Here is a 19,062-nt window from a genome sequence, read left to right on the forward strand (position 1 = left end):
TACCATCAGGCTACTAAATTAGGCTGGTAGCTCGGCAAGCTGGTGCCAAGCCTGTAACAGTTGCTGTTCTTGCTCGGCCGATAAACCGGCGCGTAACGCTGTATTGTCAGTAGCAGAAGTTGCCCAAGCCAGGGTATCTGTCACCGTATCAGCCAGTGGGCGTAGAGCAAGGCCCATTGCAAATGCTTGTTGGCAATTGGCGGTGCTGAATGCGATATCGCTTGGCGGAATCCAAAGCGGCATATCGGTATAGGGAGCCACATTATGCTGCAGCAAAAAATCGTCGTTCACCCAGGTAAGATTGGCCTCAATCGCCAATGCCTGTTGACACTGATCGAAAAATTCACCCATCGTTAACGGCTGCTGAGGCCCGGTTGCATTAAAAATGCCGGTGTTTTGCTGCTCGGCCATTATGATATTCCAGAGCGCAAGGTCGCGAACATCAATAAACTGTACCGGAGCATTGGCGCTGCCTGGCGCTAATACTTCACCGCCGCGTGTTAGGCGCAGTGGCCAATAGGTAAAACGATCGCTTTCGTCGTTTGGGCCAACAATTAACCCTGGGCGAATCACCAAAACTCGCCCTGGCATTTCAGCGTTGGCGGCTTGCTCACACAATACCTTTAAGCCACCGTAGGTTTGTGGCGTTATCTGCTCGACTTCAGGGGTGTCCAGTTTCCATAATGGAGCACTTTCATCAAACCAATTTGGCATGCCATCACGATAGGCCGAGATGCTGGATATAAAACTGTAGTGTGCAACGGAATCAGCCAATTGGCGTGCGGATGCTCGTACTTGGCGCGGAAAATAGCCACAAGTATCAATAGCAGCATCCCAGTGACGGCCCTGTAGTGCACTGAGGTCCTGATCACGATCGCCAATGATTGTTTCTACGTTATTAAACAATTTAGGGTTACTGTGGCCACGGTTAAATAACGTGACCTCATGGCCTCGTTGTAAGGCGATGTCGACCAAGTGGCGGCCAAGAAAACGGGTACCGCCTAAAATCAGTAACTTCATAAACAGTTAAACTCCCTTTAATGATGGTGTTAGTGCGGTGTTATGGGATTAGGTTCCCGGTGGTGCGGCTATGCGAGCCACCGGGGAGCACTTCTAGTCATCAAGTTGTGTTAATAGGGCATCAAGCTCTTGTTTCCATTGCGCTTGTCGTTGAGGCTTTTGGAACTTGGGTTTTCGCCTACGGTCATCAGACAATAGCTGCTCCAGTTCTATGACTCGCTCTAGTAGTTGATCTGTCGAATCCGGGTTTGCAGTAGAGCCTTTCAGCAATGGTTGTGTCTTATTCTCCTCAGCCTGAGTTTGATACTCGCTGTTAAAGGCACAGTCGTACTGCTGTAAATCGTGAATTTCGATCAGTTTTCCTTGCTGTATCCACCAATATCGTGTCGCAACTTTTTCAATAAAGTGGCGATCGTGGGAGGTAAACAGCAAGGATAAACCATCCTGTATCAAATCGGCTTCCAGCTCTTCTTTACCCTGTAAGTCAATATGGTTGGTGGGCTCATCCATGATTAACAGGTTGGGCTGGTCGAGCTGAAAGGTTAATAATAACAGCCGCGCCTTTTCACCGCCGCTAAGCACACGTACTGAGCGGCTATGGTCCAGGTAAGGAAAACCCCAGCGAATCAAGGCTTGTCGAATATCGTCATCACAGGCTTGGCTGTGTTGACTGACCCAACTTTGGATGGATTGCTCAACAGCGAATTGCTCCAGTTCCTGATCAAAGTATCCTAGGCGCACATTGGGATTAAAGCGTGTCGTTGTCTGTTGATCGTGTGGCGTTAAGTGCGCTTCAATCAGCCTGCGAATGCAGCTGGATTTGCCCGCTCCATTGACGCCCAATAAGGCAACTCGATCACCCGGGCGCAAAACCAACTCTTCAACATGAAATAACAAAGAACCACCTGGTGCGCTAACCTGCTCATTTTCCATAATAAATAGCTGTCGCGCCTTTAACAGCTCGGTGTCGACGCTAAGGGCTAGTCCTGTGCCCTGAGTCACAAAGGTCTTGTTGGCTTCGAGGCGTTCAATACGTTTTTCCATGGATTTGGCTTTACGAGCCAAATCTTCGTTGTCATACACTTGGCCCCAATGGGCTAAGCGTTTGGCACTGCGCTGTAGTTTATCGATGTGTTGCTCTTCGGCTTTACGGGTTTTGGCCGCAGCTTCATCTTGTTGCTCTAGTTTTATTCTGGCGTCAGAGTAGGGCGCATTAAAACTATAAATACGCTCATCACGTAGCCAAAGCGTCCGGTTGGTGACGCTGTCGAGCAGATCACGATCGTGGGAGATCATGATAAATCCGGGTGTATCCGGTTTTTGCAAGTAGCGTTTAAGCTGCCACATAGCACTGCTGTCCATATGGTTACCAGGCTCATCGAGCAGTAACAGTTCAGGCTGCAATAACATGGCACGAGCAAATAGCGCCAGGTTTTTTTGCCCGCCACTTAAAGCCGACATAGGTATGTGCCATTGCTTCTCAGTAAAACCAAGCTCAGTCAGAATGTTTTCCGCCTGATAGCGCTCCTGGGTTTGTCGCTCGACGGGCAATACGTCGACTACGGCATCGATTAGCCGATATTGGCTGAGCGCATCGGGCAAAAACTGCTCCACCTGACCAATCACGAGTCCGCGTTGGCGCTGTAAATGGCCTTCATCAGGCTCGATATCGCCTGCCATTAAACTGAGCAGCGTGGACTTCCCTGAGCCATTGTGGCCAACCAAACCGATGCGGTCGCCGTGTTCAATCGAGGTCGAAATTTGGGCAAAAAGAGGCTTGGTGCCCGCTTGATAGGACACATTAATTAACGAAATTAAAGACATAACTCACCTGTGTGCAATTCAAAAACGAAGCACAGATGAACACTGAGATGTATAGAGAGATCAGCGAACTCTGTGCGTTAAACGGCCAGAATCGCTGTGCGTGGGTCTCCAAGGTGATATGCGTAACAATGTACGCACATAAATGCAGTAAACTGCATGCGGAGCTCCTCTGTTGGGTGAATGAATGGGACAGTGTAACCTGAGTCCCTGTCGCTGCCAATCCGCAGCGGGCTTTTACCAGGCGGATTTTCAGTCGGCTCTATTCAATCGAGCAATCAGCTTTCTTTCAAGCGAGAATCTGTCAAGCGGGCAGTTTAGCCGCCATCTGAATCCTGCGGGCTATCGATAGCTGGGCAATCGCCGCTGTCGCTGGCAGAGGCTTGAGGCACTGACTGCGCCGATAATAGGTGTTGTCGGATATCCATTGAACTTATTGTGAGGCCGTTGTCGGCGGCATACTTATCCAGTTGAGTCTTGCCAGCCCACATATAGATGGCATAAGCCTGGTAGCGGCAGAGCCTAGGGAAATGTTGTTGAATCGTGTCGTTGACTTGGCTAGGGCCTGTTAACACTATTTCGATCACGCTGTTATGAACTGAAAACCCCTCAACCAAGGCGTGAAGAGTGATGTTTAACGAGTTAAATGAAGGATGAGCAACACAGATTGAGTGGTTTTCAGCCATACCCCGAAGGGCTGGCGTCCGTTTTTCCCTGAGTCGCGTTATTCGTTGTTTATTTAACCCGTTAAACCACACGCCTCATGCCTTACTCAAGAAAAAAACTAACTGCCAGCAGCAAAGAGCTAAATAGTGTTAACAGGCCCTAGCACTGTATTTTGATTTATTTCCCCAGTCGTCAGAGAGCTTGCGCTTAAGCTGGGTTTGAAAGACGGTGATGGCTTTGCGCCGGGTGATCCAGGGGACTAAATTCATGGATTATTCCATACTAAAAGTATCAAGCCTTGTGCTGTGGCTGTTGCTTGAGAAACTGCACAATCAGCTTGGCACATTGCTGGGGGGAAGACGTTGTCGTGGATATTTCAAGGTCATACTCAACACCCAAGTGAACACGTCCAGCTTGTTCGCGAGCAGACCCTGGCACTCTGTCTTGGCGTTGACGCTCTCGCTGCACCAATGTTGAGGTCTCACAATGAACACCGACAAACAGTGTTTCGATGTTTGACAAAACCTTCTGCCAGATGTCTTGCTCAACTTTACCGTTCATAATGTCATCAACAATAATATTGAAGCCACTTTGCGCTAACTGCTGAACGCTGGTGTGATAGGCCTGGTTAATTTTCTTGCCGTAACTTCCACTTTTAATACGCTGCAGGACTTCGCCATCTTGCTGCACTGTTTTGAAATAAAAGCCATCTGCCTTTTTGTTGGCCACCGTTAACTGATTGCTCTTTTCTGGCATCATGGCTATAAAGGTATCAATGCCCAGATGCAGGTAATAATCGGGCAGTAAGGCTTGTAGCTGTTTTGCAATGGAAGACTTTCCTGCGCTGGATGCGCCATTCAGAATAATCACTGGCATACGCTTCTACCCCTGAAATAAAACTAGAGCCATCCGACGCTGGCAAAACCAAATAGTGGCACCAGAATCATGTAACTGATGAACTGTAGATAGGCGACACATACACCAAGTAAGACGGCGATTAGCTTGCGATACACAGATGATGCGCTGACGGTCCTTAGAAATAGCACTGGTAGAATAACTGAACTGAGCAGCCAGGTGGCAGGAATCAGTGGCCCGATGGATGCGATGTCCAGGTTTTTCGCCACACTACATACCCATACTGGCAGTAATATAAACAGTAAGTAGCTTGATGCGATGACCATCTAGTTCAGCTATGTCGTTAAATGGATGCTTATCGTAGGAATTGGTGCGATAAAAAGCAAAGGGCCGCCGTGAAGGCCCTTTGCTGGTTGGGTCGGTCTGTTGATTATTGCAATGTCACTGTGGCACTTGCGTTGGGGGTGATGGGGGCTGAGCCGTCATCGTCTACCACGGTTGCTGTCACTGTGTTGCTATGTACAGGGGTATCGACCAGGGCTTCGAAGCTACAGCTATAGCTGTAGCCGGGTTGCAACGCGGGTTGCAGTACCTGGGGCACACTGCAGGTGGTTGAAGACAATTTGCCCTGTATTTGGGTAATGTCACCAAACTGATCATCACTCAGTGTGGTTAGAGTTAGTGCTTCAGCATCGGAATCATTTTTTACCATGACCTGGTAGGTTACCAGTGCCTGGCTTGCGGTTTTAGTGACGCTGGCTGCCGGTGGTTGGTTCTCTATGTTAACGGTCGCATCGCTCATGGCCGAGACGGGCTCGTTGTCGTCATCGATACCGCTGGCAGTTACCACGTTAGTAATCGAGCTATTTGCATTGCCGCTGACCCAGGCTGTAACTGTGCAGCTGTATGAGCCGGAGACGGCAATAAGCTGAGGCACGCTGCAATTACCCTGGCCATTTAAGTCGCCCAGAATATCGTCTTGCAAGCTGTTGATGGTGACAGTGTCGACCAGTGATGTATTGGTAATGGTGTAGCTGTAGGTTACGTTGCCACCTGGTTCGTACACTTGTGTTGGCGATGCAGTTTTGCTCATGACAATGGCGGACGGTACGTTCAGGATCAGCACCGTCGCTGAGTCACTGTCACTGACGGGGTTGCCCTCATCATCGACACCCGAGACAGTGATCGTATCGGTTTCTGAATCACCTGAGTTGCCACTGACCTGGGCGCTAAAACTACAACTGTAACTGCCTCCAGCGGGTACAGTTGTACCTGCCAAGCAGTCGCCCTGGCCATTTAAATCACCATGAATATTGTCGAGGATGGTATTAAGAATCACGGCATCGCTGCTTGCTGGACTGGTGTTATTAACCGTCAGATTAAAGTTTACCAGGCCGCCGGGTTCTGCCAGCTGTTCAGGAGAGGCGGTTTTAATCACTTGAAGGTCCGGTAGGGAATCCAGCAATGTGACGGTGGCAGTATCGCTACCGGACAGGCTGTTGCCATTACTGTCTGTACCGCTGGCGGTGACAGTATCCACTTCAACGTCATTAGCATTGCCAGTGAGATTCACGCTGAATTGGCAGCTATAAGTGTCTATGCCACCTGGGTTGCGATCATCTGCTGGAATCACTTGCGGCAGGGTACAGCTGGTGGCAACAATGCCATCGTGACCTGCGGTGGTAATATCGCCGTAAATATCATCTGTTAATACATCTAACGTAACGGAGTTATTCGGGTCAACGCCAGTGTTCGTGACTGAGACCAAAAATGTCACCTGTCCACCAGGCTCGGTTAACTGTGTCGGTGATGCACTTTTATTAACGTGCAACTCTGCTGGTGGCACATCGATAGGCACATTGAATCCATCATCGCATTTACATTTGGACGGTGAGCCTGGGAAGGCGTCCGTGGGCACGGTACACAACTCGTTGGCGCCAGCCTGACGCCAGCTGGTACAGTAGGGCAAGTTGAGTTTGCCGTCTTGGTCTGGGTCGACGCAAATAGCAGTGAGGGTAACGGTAGGGTAGAGTGGATTGTGGCCGGGTTTATCGATATCGCCACAGGTATCTTGCACACCTGATGGTGTATTGCTGCCTGGGTAGGGATCATTGCTGCCATCTAAATCGAGCCAGGGTGGATCTGGCTGATAGGGCAGGGTCGATATATTGCAAGTGCCACTGATGGCACCATCCTGCTGAGGGTCACCGTCAGTAACAAAATAAATACCAATATCGTGGCGTTCTTTCGCAGAAGACACCAGCTCAAAGGTCGCGATAAATTCAACGGTATCGCCTTGATAGGCGCAGCCATCATCCAGGATTTCAAGCTGAGGGCTGCCATCTGGATTGCTGGCGACGCCAGCAATCTGAATATCGTTGGCTGAGCACTGCACATTAAAGCCCGCCGTTTCTTCCATGCAGCCGGCTTCCATTTGTGGTTGAGCGCTTGCTGGTGTGCTTAGCAGTAGCGCGACAGTTAATGCCGAAAGGCTGCCAAATAGTCGCCTATTGATCGATCTATTTAAAAGTTGTTCAGTCACTTTATTCATATCCTTGACTCCATGTGGACTATAGCGAGTAGAGCGATTGGTGAGACGGGTGTCTGGCCAGATACATCGCAGGTAATAAACGCTAGATCACGTTGGTTGGCATTACCGCTGCTAGGGCACGAAAGTCAATCACATGGGTGGGTGAGTTTTTACATAAATCCAATAGTAGAAATGGGTCTAATAAATACGTTTATAGTTGTATAAAACATCGGTGTTTGTTGGTTGTAAATGTGTCAATTTAGTCAGGGTTTGGTGTTCTTTTTGTGTTTATAGTAAGTTAATCGTTTGGGGTTATAAGTGCTTTACGGTGATTGTCCGGTCTTATTCTATTTGATGAATATCATCCATTGCTCGGATAAAAATAAATCAACTAATCTGGATTTAGCCTAAGTGGCAAAAGACAGATCAATATTCTGCCACTTTTTTCCTCTCAGTCTACAGCGAGGTGCTTGCCGGCATTGTAAGGTTTAATGTTGTGCTGAAGACTGAAACAATCACTCAATGGCGTTATGGGAAAGTGTTTGTGTTGAATGGTTTGGTGGCTAGGGGCAATGCCATAGCCACCAGAATCAGGCTTTGGCAGCAACGGAGAGGCCTGCTGAAGCCATAACGACACCCGCTACCTTTTGAAAGAAACCCAGTTTGCTCGAGCGTTTAAGTTTTTCACCTGCTTGGCTAGCCAGGTATGCATATGCCAGATTGACGCTGCCAAATGCCAGAGTGGCACACGCTAAAATGACTATCAGATCGCTTGTAGTAATGGCCGCTACATCAACAAACGCAGGAAATAGAGCAATATAAAACAAGATGGCTTTGGGATTGCTGAGTGTTAACAGCAAGCCTGACACTATGTCTGAGCCATAGCGTTTAGGCATAGGCGCATCAGAAGTTGGATTCGAGCGCCACAGTGATATGCCCAGCCAAATCAAATAGCCGGCGCAAGCATACTTCAGTACCGCAAAAGCAGGACCCAGTGCTTCGGCAATGACCGTTAAGCCCGAGACGGCCAGCAAAATAAAAATGTAGTCAGCCATCACTAGGCCCAGTGTCATAGCAAAACCGCGCTTAAACCCACCCGTTATGGAGGCTGCGGTGATAGCCACCACGGCAGGGCCGGGAAGGGCAGCTACTAGAGTCATGGCGAAAAATAGCCCGATAAAGCTCTCGAATGACATGCTGAATCTCCAAAAATGCTTTTAGTACAAAGGCTGATGCCGTCACAGTGTAGGCTTATGCACCCAGCAGTGGAAGGTGTTTGCGCTGATGATAGCTAAGCGCAAGTGATAAGCAGTGCTTGATCATTTCCACAGGTAATGGATCACTCAGATTAAGTACCAGGGCACGGTTGCCCTCAAAGTTTAGGCTGTCACCGTAGAGTTCACGAAAGGTATCGACCAGCTTGGTCTTGCAGTGAAAAAACAGATAGTAGTGATTGGGCGACTTATCTTTCCAGTCGATGCGAATAGGGCTGCCGGTTTTTGCATGATAACTGGGCTCTCCCCATTTTAACGACTCATCGACTTTCTTGATGCCCAGCTCCGTGGCGCAGTGAAAGATTAAGCTGCGCAGTTCCTCTAATCGGGCCTTTGCAGCAGCTGGATATTGCTCGAAGCGCTGTTTAACAACAGGGTCCATTGCTGGCGTTCTCATATCTGATGTATGTAATAGCGGATGGAGCTTTCATAGTATCAGGCTTTAAGGCGGGATGGCGGAATGTTAATGGACTTATGTGGCAGCAATACAAATTGCATTCAGGTATCAAGTCCTATGCCTTTCTTTAGGTTATCCCTCGCCGGGTGGACGAACGAATGCAGGCCTTTTCTGCAAGGCAAAAAGCGAGAGGAAGGCGCCCTCGGCAAGCACAGCTGACCTGCAGTCAGTGAGAATTTTTGGGAGTTGTTTAACGCAGTAGAAACGACGTAGATGGCTTTCAACCTACCTTGAGTTGGACATGTCGTATCCCTTCATTGCCAATACTGTGGTGGCCGCAACGTCAATAGCCTGTATCCTGGCAGGATGTCGTCTGGCGCTGCCGTCCAGGCAGCTAGCCATTACCGGCACAAGCAGCCTGTTAAGGAGTGGGCAGCCTGGGTGAGCGTACAGCTATTTGGCTTACAGACTCGGGTTTTGTAACAAGTTCAGCGTTGCGACTTTTTGGTGTTCCACCTTTGAATGAGTACGTCGATCTGCTCGATAGCGTCATCGCTGATTTTATTTTCGAACTCTATATTTAAGCTTGTTCCCTTTCCCGTCAAAGATTTGAACCCTGGTAGATTGTAGATGCAGAAAAAGAAAATATTCTCATCTTCAACCCCGTAAAAAACTGGTGTCTCTATTGATGTTTTATCTGTCATAGACCCTCTCTATCATAGTACAGTTTAACTGATTGATTCCCAATTTTTTATTGCTCTCGATAGAGTTGGCTCATAGTCATGAGATAGTGAAGTCTGACACCAATAAAGAAAGGCTTTAACTGCCTCTATTTGCTCTGGCGTACAGTGAAATCTGAAGTTTTGCCATTCAATGTCAGGGGTCTTCGCCCTTGCATACTTGTTCAATGCACTGATTGTATAATCAAAGATCAGTTCACTCTCTTCTGAACTGTGTTCAATGCACCAAAGCATGTATAGCGGAATAGCTCTGATCAGTGGGATTGGTGGAGTATCCCACATCGGATCGGTATGAGCCCTTATATAATCATCTGACAGTTCTTTTTTCACTACGGATGGAAAGGCTTTTTTTATATGATCTAGCATAGGCATTTGTAGTTGACGAATTTTCGGTAAGAGTGAGCTAAATCCGAAGCCCAATATTGTTAGTTTCTGGTTATAGCTAGATTGAATTTTTAAGGTCAGCAACTATAGCCTTATCTTTATCATTTTTCACATGCTTTTCTAGTGCTGGATACAGATAATAACAGAGTAGATCGATATCATTTTTTTTGGTAGGTAAGTAGTCTTTTAGCACGCTAATAAATCTTCGAATGGGCATGATAGTTAATAACGAATCATAACATTTTCCACTTGTGTGAGGAGCAGATTTTAGGTAGTACGCTGCTAGTTTTACCTGATCTTCTTTCTTCCAGGTTCTCTTCGAGGCATAGATGCATGCATTGCCTTGCTGGTTTTCTATAAGCCAATCCGCAGCAGGTGACGAATCCATTGCTCTGATAGTTTCAATAATGTCCTTGCTGTATTGATTCATCCTTCGATTCTCCGTGTTGAGGTTGTTTTTACCCCTAAATGTCGGAGTGTTCTTAAATGGTGTGTAAAATACCTCATTTATATAAAACTAATAGGCCATAAACAACCACTAAAATCCAAAACAGAAGCCATATCAGTATTAATGTTGCGCCTTGTGGTTCTCCACTGCTGGCTGTTATATACCTTGCTGGTCGCTTCCCTAGAGTGGAGATCTTTACCAATGTATACCCAGTGCTGTAACAAATAACTTGTCCAAATAGCTCTAAGATTATGTAACCTAGAAGCCTACCCAGTGTGGGAAGTATTGTTTCAAAGAGTATGTCGATCACTAGAATGAATCCATAGCAGGGTTTGATTTGATCCAGGATACCTCCTTCTGTAGGGTATTTATTCCTGGGGATGTATGCCTGCTATCCACTAAGCAGCTGGTCTCAAAACTTAGGATGCCAAATTCTAACGGATCGATTTAATTGGAGTTTAAGCTACTGCTCCAGGGGAATACAGGCAAGCGGTTGGGGATGCGTGCCAAGAAATAGCTTTTAAACACAATCAGCTGATTGTTTGTTATACGCTGCCCTCTTTTTCAATCACCAGAATTCTCGAGGCAACCTTGGGGTGTGCCACATGCTCTGTACCGATAGAAGCAAAGAATATATCACCAGTCTCCAGTATTGTGGATAACTCTACACCATCTTGGCGATAGAACATTTCGACAGTGCCATCCAATACGACGAACACTTCTTCGCCATCGTTGGTGTGCCATTGGTAGGGTGTATCGGTCCAGTGAAGGCGGGTGGTGATGCTATTCATATTGGCGATATCAAGAGCATCCCAAGCACGCTTGGCCACAAAGTCTTTTGCTCTAATAATCTTCATTCCTGTCTCCATAACAATTAGTGGGGATATCGCACTTAATCTTTTAACCACACCCGCAGTGGTCCCATTGTTTTAAACCCTACGCTGGTTAAGGGGCTGCTGTATTCTGTTGTCTGGTAACTGACTAAAGGTGCCTCTGGAAAATACTTGTTGACGGTTGCCAATGCTTGAGTTAAGTCGATGTCACTTGCACCAAAGACATTGGATATTCCGACAACACCATCGCTGTAGTTTGCAATTAAACCCGACGTCGTGCCACTTTCCTCTGTGCGAATTAGGAATAAAACCTCTTCCCGTTGAAGCAATGATTCGGTAAACGTTCTCGAGGTAGTAAGTACTGAATCGCCTGCCCAGCCTCGTTCCCAATGTAATAAGTCAGCCGGTGAGAGTACGCGTTGCCAGCTTGAATCTGAGCTCTTCGTGGGGAGGGGTTTCCGCCAGTACCAGTCGGCATCAAATAGCAGTGTAAAACCTAGACTATCGAGTGCTAAGCTGGCAAAGCTGTCTTTGATACCCCAAGATCCAGGTAAACCAGCGTTGATAAGAGAGTGGATATGCTCTAGCAGCGAGCTTCCATCCTCTAAAGAAACGATATTGGGATAAAACTTAGAAACACTCGCAGTAGTAACCCAGGCGTCTGAGTAGAAGGTGCCGTTGGCTCCTGCAGCGCTGCACACCAGGTTGCACCAGCGTGCGTTATTTAAAATGGCGCGCTTAAGAATACTGTTCATACGACATCTATCTACAGAAGTTTTTTGAATGAAGATTACCAGCTATAAAAAAACCGCCCACTGCTGCAAGCACTGGGCGGTTTTTCAGGCCAATAGAATAACTACTCGCGCAGCAATTAACACCAATTTCAACGCAACAACAACAGCGGTATATCGCTCTGGCTTACCATAGTGCGGGTATGGCTGCCGACAAAAAACTGGCGAATACGGGAATGGCCATAAGCCCCCATCACCATCAGATCGATATGGTGTTCTTTTTGATACTGCGACAGTGTCGGCTGCACCTCACCCTGTAATGTCGCCACGGTAACATCAAAGCCTTGGGCCTGTAATTGCGTGGCAGCATGATTGAGCTGTTGCTGATGAGCATCGTCGTCGTGGCCGACCATCACTAAATGACAAGGCAAACCTTGTAACAGCGGACTTTGCGAATACGCATCTAGAGCTTTTTTGGCGGTGTCGCTGCCATCAAAGGCCACCATAAAACGTTCTGGCGTTTTAAATTCGCCTACGGTCACTAGCAGAGGGCTATCACAGCCACGAACCACAGCTTCTAGGTGAGAGCCCAGGCTATGATCCAAACTGGCATGAATTTCTCCTTGGCGGCCCATCACCAATACTCGCGTATCTGGCTGCTGCTCTAATAAGGTGTCTACCACGCCGCCGTGGCGTTGCAAAGTATCTATCTGTTGTGCGCCGTGCTGCTCAGCTAACTGGGCGGCGTCTTCGAGAATATGTTTACCATGCTCCAATGCCAAGCGCGCCCGCTGCTCATCCAGCTCGGTAAGTTGGCGTAGCAGATGCTCGCGCGCTCCCAGGCCAATGCTGCCCGACAGATTATCTTGATGGCTACTGTCGCGCTCCAACACGTGCAATAAACGCAGTGGCGTTTGCAGCCGTTGGCTGACCCAGGCCGCGGCCTGGCACACCGAGGGGGCGACGTTGGAGCCATCAATACAGGCAACAATATGACTCATGTGTTTCTCCTTAAAAGGGCGGCTTAATGGCCACCCATGAGTTTTTCAACCTCAGCCGGATCGTTGTGCATGCCAAAGCGGTCAACAATGGTGGCGGTGGCTTCGTTCATGCCCACCAGCTCAACTTCGGCACCTTCGCGGCGGAATTTGATCACGACTTTATCTAATGCCGATACTGCCGTAATGTCCCAGAAATGCGCTTGCGTCAGATCAATAGTGACTTTACTGGCTGCTTCGCGGAAATCAAAGGATTTCATAAAGGCTTCGGAAGAGGCGAAAAAGACCTGGCCAACTACGGCGTAATGGCGCTCATCGCTGCTAGGTTGTTCGCTTTTAACCACCATAAAGCGACCAATCTTGTTGGCGAAAAACAGTGCAGCCAGCAATACCCCAGTAAACACACCCAATGCCAGATTGTGGGTGGCCACCACCACAGCGACTGTCGCCAGCATCACGATATTGGTCGACATAGGGTGCTCTTTCAGGTTGCGAATCGACTCCCAAGAGAAGGTGCCGATGGACACCATAATCATCACCGCCACCAATGCCGCCATTGGAATTTGGCCGACCCAGTCGGATAAAAACACCACCATGATCAGCAGCAGAAGACCGGCGGTAAAGGCCGATAAACGTCCGCGACCGCCGGATTTAACGTTAATAATTGATTGGCCAATCATGGCACAGCCGGCCATGCCGCCGAGTAAACCGGCACCAATATTGGCAATGCCCTGGCCTTTGCACTCCTGGTTTTTATCACTGTCGGTGTCGGTCAATTCATCGACAATGGTGGCTGTCATCATAGATTCCAGTAGGCCGACGGCGGCCAGTGAAATGGAGTAGGGCAGGATGATCCACAGGGTTTCCAGCGTCATTGGCACTTCTGGCCAGAGGAAGATCGGCAGGGTGTCGGGCAGCTCACCCATATCACCCACGGTGCGAATATCCAAGCCAAAGCCAATCGACACGGCGGTCATGGTCAATATGCACACCAAAGGTGATGGCAACCAGCTGCCAACTTTGGGCACATAAGGGAACAAATAAATAATGCCAAGACCGGCCGCTGTCATGGCATAGACATGCCAGGTGACGTCGGTCAACTCAGGTAACTGCGCCATAAAAATCAGAATAGCCAGGGCGTTTACAAAGCCCGTTACCACCGAACGGGAGACAAAACGCATCAGGTTGCCCAGCTTTAAATAGCCTGCGCCAATTTGCAGCACCCCGGTGAGCAAGGTAGCGGCGAGCAAATACTGCAAGCCATGCTCTTTAACCAAGGTCACCATCAATAGCGCCATGGCACCGGTGGCAGCAGAAATCATGCCCGGACGACCGCCAACAAAGGCGATAATCACGGCGATACAGAAAGAAGCGTATAACCCAACTTTGGGGTCGACACCGGCAATAATAGAAAAGGCGATGGCCTCAGGGATCAGTGCCAGTGCCACAACGGTACCGGACAATAAATCGCCGCGGACGTTGGAGAACCACTCCTGTCGTAATCGTGCAAGCATAAAGGTTCCTATTATGTGTCCAGTGCCAACAGGCCACTGGGCCAAAATTGAAAATCAGATTGAGTGTCCACGCGGGTCAGGGGCAAAAATACTGCGACTGAACATCCATGCGGTGGCTGAGATACATGCACGCAGAATGGCTCTGGGCTGGTGTGCATGGGAGCGGCGATTATACAGATTGAGGTCGTGCTGGCAATGAAGCTGGTTGTTTTTTGCTCAGCTGGAGGGGCGTGTCAGGGGCAGTCAAAGCCCTGTTGCTGGCGTTGTACTAGGTGCATTAAAGCGTGATAGCCGGGCTGGTCTTCCGGCAGTGCTTCTACAGGGTGGCTATGTACCTCACCGAGTAAGGTATAGCTGGTGTTCTGTGAGGGAAATTCGTGCAAGAAGTCGCCGTAGTCATCAATTAGCAGAGAAAACTGCGACCACTCCCAGCGTGGATCAAACACGCCTTGCGAACCTAAGCCGTGACAGCTAATGCAATGTTGTTGCAGTTCGGGCTGAACGTGATGCTGGTAAAAAGTGCTGTTGCGCAAGCATTCACCCAGCTCCAAAGGGACCTCGCGCAAGATGTTGAGCACGCTTTGGTTGTCATCACGGAAATCAACCTGCACTCGCCATTGACCTGGTGTGTTGATCAGGCCGCGCCAGGTGGCGCTGCAGTCGGTGTTGCACTCGAGCGTTAGTGCCTGATTGACCAGGGTGGTTTGGCTGCCCACTTCTTCGATGATCAGCTGTGGCAAGCTATCGGCTTGGTTGGTGGAAAAGTCGACCACTAAGGTAGCGACACCACTGTCAGCATGATGGCTGCTAACGTTTAGCGCAGCCGTGATGGTGGGTGTGTCTGTGTCCATGCCATCGCTGTTTTCACTTTTATTGCCACTGCTACTACCACCGCCGCAAGCCACCAGGCTTGCAACGGCAGCGGATAAAGCGACCAGGCGATTAAATAAAGGCCAGGTTTTTTTCATTAAAGTTCACCAGGTGCGGGAATAAATCTAGGCACTCACTCGCGCTCAGGCCCATCCATTGCGCCAGTGTTGCCGCATATTGGTCGACAGAATAGTTGGGTATAAAGCGACCAGTACCACTTTTGGCGGCGTCAGAGCTGCCGCCAGGCGTGGTATCGTGCATGGTACCATGGAATTTGCCGCCGTTAACGGCACCGCCCATCACCAAACATTGGCTTCCCCAGGCGTGGTCGGTGCCATCGCCATTGACCGTCATGGTGCGGCCAAAGTCACTGGCAGTAAACAGTGTCACGCTATCGCTTAAGCCCTGGGCGTCCATTTCTGCCTGGAACTTTTCCAGACCATTATTCAGCATTGTTAGCAGGCCATTTTGGCCTTCCAGCTGATTGGCATGGGTGTCAAAGCCACCCAAGGTAATCATAAAGAGCTGACGTTTGGCGCCCAATTGTTGACGCGCCAATATGCCTTGGGCTGTGGTGCGCAGTTTGCGCTCAAAGCTATTGCTGGCGTCAAAACCCGGCTGTGCCGCCAGGGTGAAGGCATCGACCAGTTGGTCGGTGGTCTCGACGGTTTGATTAATGCTGTATTTAAGCTGCTGCCCCATTACCGATTGATTGCCTGAGTTGAGTAAACGTTGCAAGGCGGCGCGACGATCACTGTTGGCGTGCTGGTATTGCAGCCGGTTTACGCCGTTGAGTCCGGTGGTATAGGCGTGGGTACTCACTCCATCCAGCCATGGACTGCCACTGGCGATACGCAATGCGGCCGGCACATTGGCTTGTGACGAAGCAAACAGGTCGGCCATACGTCCGCCCCAGCCGGTATGACCGCCGGTCACCTTGATCGGGCCTAAGGTGTGCCAAAAATGTTGCTGGTGGTTGTGGGCAAACAAACTCGGTGGCAACGCCACTTGAGCATTTTGCACCTGGGCCTTGCTGGCAGGTTCAATTAACGCACCGACCGAGTTTACTACGGCCAGCTGCCCCTTATTAAAGCGCGATGCCAGACTGCTCATGGCTGGGTGAAAGCCATATTCACTGTTATTCAAAGTGTGCAAAGATGCTTGGTTGATGGCGATGGCACTGCGATGAGCTTTGTAGTCGGCGTAACCGGCGCTGTCGGTTGGTACAATCATATTGCTGCAATCGTTACCGCCTAATAAAAATACACACACTAGGCTTTTATGATCGCTAAAGGATGTGCTGCTAGCAGCCATTGCCTTTTCCATCAGAGCCAGGGACGTACCCGTACCCAGTAAGGTAGCGGAGCCGGAAACGGTCATCAGGCGTTGGATAAAGTCACGACGTTTCATTATTTGCCCTCCAGCATAAATTCCGGCGACGCTATCAGCAGGGATAGTGCATCCTGAGCTTTTTGTCGCCGACCTTTGATGTCGGCGCTGTAACTACGGCTGTTAAGGTAATCAGCAATGATATTGTGTAGCTCGCTAGACATATCGCCGCCCAGCAGCAGCTGATTTATCGTATCAATCAGTTGTTCATTATTGCCGGCTAGCTGAGTCAGCACTTCGATATTCATATGCGCCAAATAACGTTGATTATTGTCGCGCTCGGCAATGGGAACCGTGGTGCGATAGAGCATTAAATCGAAGTAGTTTTGCATTTCTATATACTGATTTGCCCCCATTAGCGTGAACTCTGGTGCCACTAGGTTTTGCTCTGATACAGGACCTGCAGGCTGATCCTCAGGGCTATAAAAATTAAAAACCGATGGCGCACGCAAGATGGTTTGGCCTAAAGCGCCTTGCAAATCTTCCAGGCGATGACGGGCGTGCAGTTCAAAGTATTCGTAACCAGGCTGATTGCAGACGACGTCTTTGTCATCAGGCTGCCATGGGTTCCATACCCAGCCTTCACGTTTTTGTGCACTCAGCGGAAAGGCGCGCCATAAACGCGCCATGCGCAGCATGGGCTGAACCAGTTTGCTGTTGCTAGCAGACAGGGCTTCTTGATCGGTCAGAATGGCTTTGGCAACCGCTGCCAGATCACCACGCTCACCTTGGCCGTTGTTTTCAAATACAGACGCAACGCGCTGAATATAGCCAGGGCTTGGGTTGGAACTAACCAGACGTTGAATCAACAGACGGCTGATAAAAGGCGCCACATTATTGTGCTGAAACAGCGCGTCGAGGGCCAGATCTAGATCTTGCTGGGCAGTGTTGCCGGCTGGCAAATTGACCCGGCCATCGAACAGGGTTTTGGCATCGCTGTCGTGGTAATCCTCAATCGGTGCGAGTGGTAGGCGCACGTCTTGTCCCTGATAGCCGCCATAGCGAGACACCCACCACTTTAAATAGCCGTTGGGTCTGAAATCATAGATCCAACCGGTAAATACTCGTGCTAACTCTTCAATATCGGTTTGGCTGTAGGTAGGAATTAATTCACCATTGCGACGCTTGTAACTGCCATCCAGGTTCATTTCATACAAGCCGATGGTAAACAACTGCATGATTTCGCGGGCGTAATTTTCATCAGGGCGAGTGTTTTTGGCAGGATCGGCTTTGGCGTTACGGGCATGGGATAAATAAGTGCCCATGGCCGGGTGCAGGGTGACTGCCTCCAGCAGCTCACGGAAGTTGCCAAGGGAGTGTTTTAGCAAGGTGTCATAATAATGTGCCAAGCCGGTTTGCTGGCGATATAGGGTTTCATTGCCCTGGTCTGATACCACCATGATTTCGCTGAGCGCCAGCGCCATACGATGTCTAAGTTGATCGTCGCTGCGCAGTACCGTGCTCCACCAAGCCTGATGGCGGGCGTGTTTATCTTGCGGGGTGCCGCGAATGGCCCAGGTTGGGTTGCTGACACTAGGGGTGCCCAGATCTTTATCGCCTGCATGACCGCTGACCTCGTATAGGCACATGCGCCATTTCAGCGTTTCCATAGAGGGGCTGATGTAGTCAGGCTGGCCAGAGATTTGCTGATTGAGCCAAGCGTCGGTGCCTAGCGTTTGCAGTTCAGCGACAGCTTCAGGGGTAGCGCCAAAGGTGGCTTGATTGAGAAAATGAAAGGCATCGCTGTAGCTGAGTGCCGCCACCGGGGTGTCGCCGTCGTCTGATTCATTGCCAGAATCGTCACCTGAGCCGCTGCCGTTATCAGACCCGCTATCATCTGAGCCATCACCACCCGAGTTATCACCACCCGAGTTATCACTGCCAGAGTTATCACTGCCCGAGTTATCACTGCCCGAGTTATCACTGCCCGAGTTATCACTGCCCGAGTTATCACTGCCAGAGTTATCACTGCCAGAGTTATCACTGCCAGAGTTATCACCGCCAGAGCTATCACCGCCAGAGCTATCACCGCCAGAGCTATCACTGCCGGAGTTATCGCTGCCAGAGTTATCGTTGTTGGCATTATCCGTAGTGGGAGTCGTTTTGCCTGAGCGGCCGCCGTCACCGCCTGATCCGCCACCGCACCCGATTAGGGCGATGGCTAATATGGTTACCGTAAGCCACTGCATAATCTGCTCCTGAATTTTTGTTATCTGTGCCCGTTACGGACGATGGCCTGATGTCTCATCTCACTCTCTCATACAGGCTGGTACGGCAAACTACGTCAGCTATCGCAGATGTGCTAGCGAAAATGGGGTGTGTCATAAATGACTGGGCAATAATGAGAACTGGATAGCCCAGTGGTTATGTACCTTGTCGCATTGCTTGTAAATGGCACCATTAGCACTGGCGGTTAATGGCCTAATGGTAGGGAATGTAGTAGCGTAAAAACATATGACAATTATGGTCACTCCTTGCCTTTAATAAGCAATAAGGGACCCGTTATTGTCACTATTTTATGATGAGTTTGCGTGTACCGATCGCAAGAGTAACTGGATACTAATCGTCGTTAGGTTATGCCGCAGTTGACAC

Annotated in this window: 16 protein-coding genes; all 16 read right to left on the reverse strand. The window is 49.4% G+C overall.

The features are described from left to right. Positions 1–18: 18 nt before the first annotated feature. The 16 genes from AC55FS_RS07755 to AC55FS_RS07830 all read right to left on the reverse strand — a co-directional run bounded on the left by AC55FS_RS07755 (position 19) and on the right by AC55FS_RS07830 (position 18,659). A complete protein-coding gene (locus AC55FS_RS07755) occupies positions 19–1,020 on the reverse strand; it encodes an NAD-dependent epimerase/dehydratase family protein (protein WP_496935502.1) in 1,002 nt (333 codons plus the stop codon). A gap of 93 nt (positions 1,021–1,113) precedes the next feature. Next, positions 1,114–2,844, reverse strand: coding sequence for an ABC-F family ATP-binding cassette domain-containing protein (locus tag AC55FS_RS07760; RefSeq protein ID WP_496935503.1), 1,731 nt, complete (start codon positions 2,842–2,844; stop codon positions 1,114–1,116). Between the two features lie 314 nt (positions 2,845–3,158). After that, complete coding sequence (locus AC55FS_RS07765) at positions 3,159–3,599, reverse strand: hypothetical protein (RefSeq protein WP_496935504.1); 441 nt, start codon at positions 3,597–3,599, stop codon at positions 3,159–3,161. A gap of 199 nt (positions 3,600–3,798) precedes the next feature. After that, positions 3,799–4,383 (reverse strand): chloramphenicol phosphotransferase CPT family protein, encoded by a 585-nt coding sequence (locus AC55FS_RS07770; RefSeq protein ID WP_496935506.1) that lies wholly within the window; start codon positions 4,381–4,383, stop codon positions 3,799–3,801. A gap of 409 nt (positions 4,384–4,792) precedes the next feature. After that, complete coding sequence (locus AC55FS_RS07775) at positions 4,793–6,913, reverse strand: COG1361 family protein (protein ID WP_496935507.1); 2,121 nt, start codon at positions 6,911–6,913, stop codon at positions 4,793–4,795. Between the two features lie 569 nt (positions 6,914–7,482). Then, complete coding sequence (locus AC55FS_RS07780) at positions 7,483–8,088, reverse strand: LysE family translocator (RefSeq protein WP_496935508.1); 606 nt, start codon at positions 8,086–8,088, stop codon at positions 7,483–7,485. A 55-nt stretch (positions 8,089–8,143) separates the two neighbouring features. Beyond that, a complete protein-coding gene (locus AC55FS_RS07785) occupies positions 8,144–8,548 on the reverse strand; it encodes a DUF1801 domain-containing protein (RefSeq protein ID WP_496935509.1) in 405 nt (134 codons plus the stop codon). A gap of 503 nt (positions 8,549–9,051) precedes the next feature. Beyond that, the gene (locus AC55FS_RS07790) at positions 9,052–9,267 is read right to left on the reverse strand and encodes a hypothetical protein (protein ID WP_496935510.1); all 216 of its coding nucleotides are present in this window, start codon (positions 9,265–9,267) and stop codon (positions 9,052–9,054) included. 478 nt (positions 9,268–9,745) lie between these two features. Then, positions 9,746–10,117, reverse strand: a complete 372-nt coding sequence (locus tag AC55FS_RS07795; protein WP_496935511.1) for a hypothetical protein — start codon at positions 10,115–10,117, stop codon at positions 9,746–9,748. Between the two features lie 563 nt (positions 10,118–10,680). Next, positions 10,681–10,992 carry a cupin domain-containing protein gene (locus AC55FS_RS07800; RefSeq protein WP_496935512.1) on the reverse strand — a complete coding sequence of 104 codons (312 nt, stop codon included), beginning with the start codon at positions 10,990–10,992 and terminating at the stop codon, positions 10,681–10,683. Between the two features lie 35 nt (positions 10,993–11,027). Continuing rightward, positions 11,028–11,723 carry a hypothetical protein gene (locus AC55FS_RS07805; protein ID WP_496935513.1) on the reverse strand — a complete coding sequence of 232 codons (696 nt, stop codon included), beginning with the start codon at positions 11,721–11,723 and terminating at the stop codon, positions 11,028–11,030. Positions 11,724–11,851: 128 nt separating this feature from the next. Beyond that, positions 11,852–12,700 carry a universal stress protein gene (locus AC55FS_RS07810; protein WP_496935514.1) on the reverse strand — a complete coding sequence of 283 codons (849 nt, stop codon included), beginning with the start codon at positions 12,698–12,700 and terminating at the stop codon, positions 11,852–11,854. A 23-nt stretch (positions 12,701–12,723) separates the two neighbouring features. Further along, positions 12,724–14,211 (reverse strand): SulP family inorganic anion transporter, encoded by a 1,488-nt coding sequence (locus tag AC55FS_RS07815; protein WP_496935515.1) that lies wholly within the window; start codon positions 14,209–14,211, stop codon positions 12,724–12,726. A gap of 233 nt (positions 14,212–14,444) precedes the next feature. Beyond that, positions 14,445–15,179, reverse strand: coding sequence for a hypothetical protein (locus AC55FS_RS07820; RefSeq protein WP_496935516.1), 735 nt, complete (start codon positions 15,177–15,179; stop codon positions 14,445–14,447). After that, entirely contained in the window at positions 15,154–16,491 is a 1,338-nt protein-coding gene (locus tag AC55FS_RS07825; protein ID WP_496935517.1) for a DUF1501 domain-containing protein, read from the reverse strand. The genes AC55FS_RS07820 and AC55FS_RS07825 overlap by 26 nt, the downstream gene beginning before the upstream one ends. Next, positions 16,491–18,659, reverse strand: a complete 2,169-nt coding sequence (locus AC55FS_RS07830; RefSeq protein WP_496935518.1) for a DUF1800 domain-containing protein — start codon at positions 18,657–18,659, stop codon at positions 16,491–16,493. Before AC55FS_RS07830 ends, AC55FS_RS07825 begins: the two co-directional genes overlap by 1 nt. Positions 18,660–19,062 lie beyond the last annotated feature (403 nt).

The sequence above is a fragment of the Bacterioplanes sp. CLAM21 genome, assembly GCF_059641015.1.

Bases quoted from the DNA above. Each gene is read 5' to 3' on its own strand.
- AC55FS_RS07755 (WP_496935502.1), bottom strand. From the start codon at position 1,020: ATGAAGTTACTGATTTTAGGCGGTACCCGTTTTCTTGGCCGCCACTTG.
- AC55FS_RS07760 (WP_496935503.1), bottom strand. From the start codon at position 2,844: ATGTCTTTAATTTCGTTAATTAATGTGTCCTATCAAGCGGGCACCAAG.
- AC55FS_RS07770 (WP_496935506.1), bottom strand. From the start codon at position 4,383: ATGCCAGTGATTATTCTGAATGGCGCATCCAGCGCAGGAAAGTCTTCC.
- AC55FS_RS07775 (WP_496935507.1), bottom strand. From the start codon at position 6,913: ATGAATAAAGTGACTGAACAACTTTTAAATAGATCGATCAATAGGCGA.
- AC55FS_RS07780 (WP_496935508.1), bottom strand. From the start codon at position 8,088: ATGTCATTCGAGAGCTTTATCGGGCTATTTTTCGCCATGACTCTAGTA.
- AC55FS_RS07785 (WP_496935509.1), bottom strand. From the start codon at position 8,548: ATGGACCCTGTTGTTAAACAGCGCTTCGAGCAATATCCAGCTGCTGCA.
- AC55FS_RS07790 (WP_496935510.1), bottom strand. From the start codon at position 9,267: ATGACAGATAAAACATCAATAGAGACACCAGTTTTTTACGGGGTTGAA.
- AC55FS_RS07795 (WP_496935511.1), bottom strand. From the start codon at position 10,117: ATGAATCAATACAGCAAGGACATTATTGAAACTATCAGAGCAATGGAT.
- AC55FS_RS07800 (WP_496935512.1), bottom strand. From the start codon at position 10,992: ATGAAGATTATTAGAGCAAAAGACTTTGTGGCCAAGCGTGCTTGGGAT.
- AC55FS_RS07805 (WP_496935513.1), bottom strand. From the start codon at position 11,723: ATGAACAGTATTCTTAAGCGCGCCATTTTAAATAACGCACGCTGGTGC.
- AC55FS_RS07810 (WP_496935514.1), bottom strand. From the start codon at position 12,700: ATGAGTCATATTGTTGCCTGTATTGATGGCTCCAACGTCGCCCCCTCG.
- AC55FS_RS07815 (WP_496935515.1), bottom strand. From the start codon at position 14,211: ATGCTTGCACGATTACGACAGGAGTGGTTCTCCAACGTCCGCGGCGAT.
- AC55FS_RS07820 (WP_496935516.1), bottom strand. From the start codon at position 15,179: ATGAAAAAAACCTGGCCTTTATTTAATCGCCTGGTCGCTTTATCCGCT.
- AC55FS_RS07825 (WP_496935517.1), bottom strand. From the start codon at position 16,491: ATGAAACGTCGTGACTTTATCCAACGCCTGATGACCGTTTCCGGCTCC.
- AC55FS_RS07830 (WP_496935518.1), bottom strand. From the start codon at position 18,659: ATGCAGTGGCTTACGGTAACCATATTAGCCATCGCCCTAATCGGGTGC.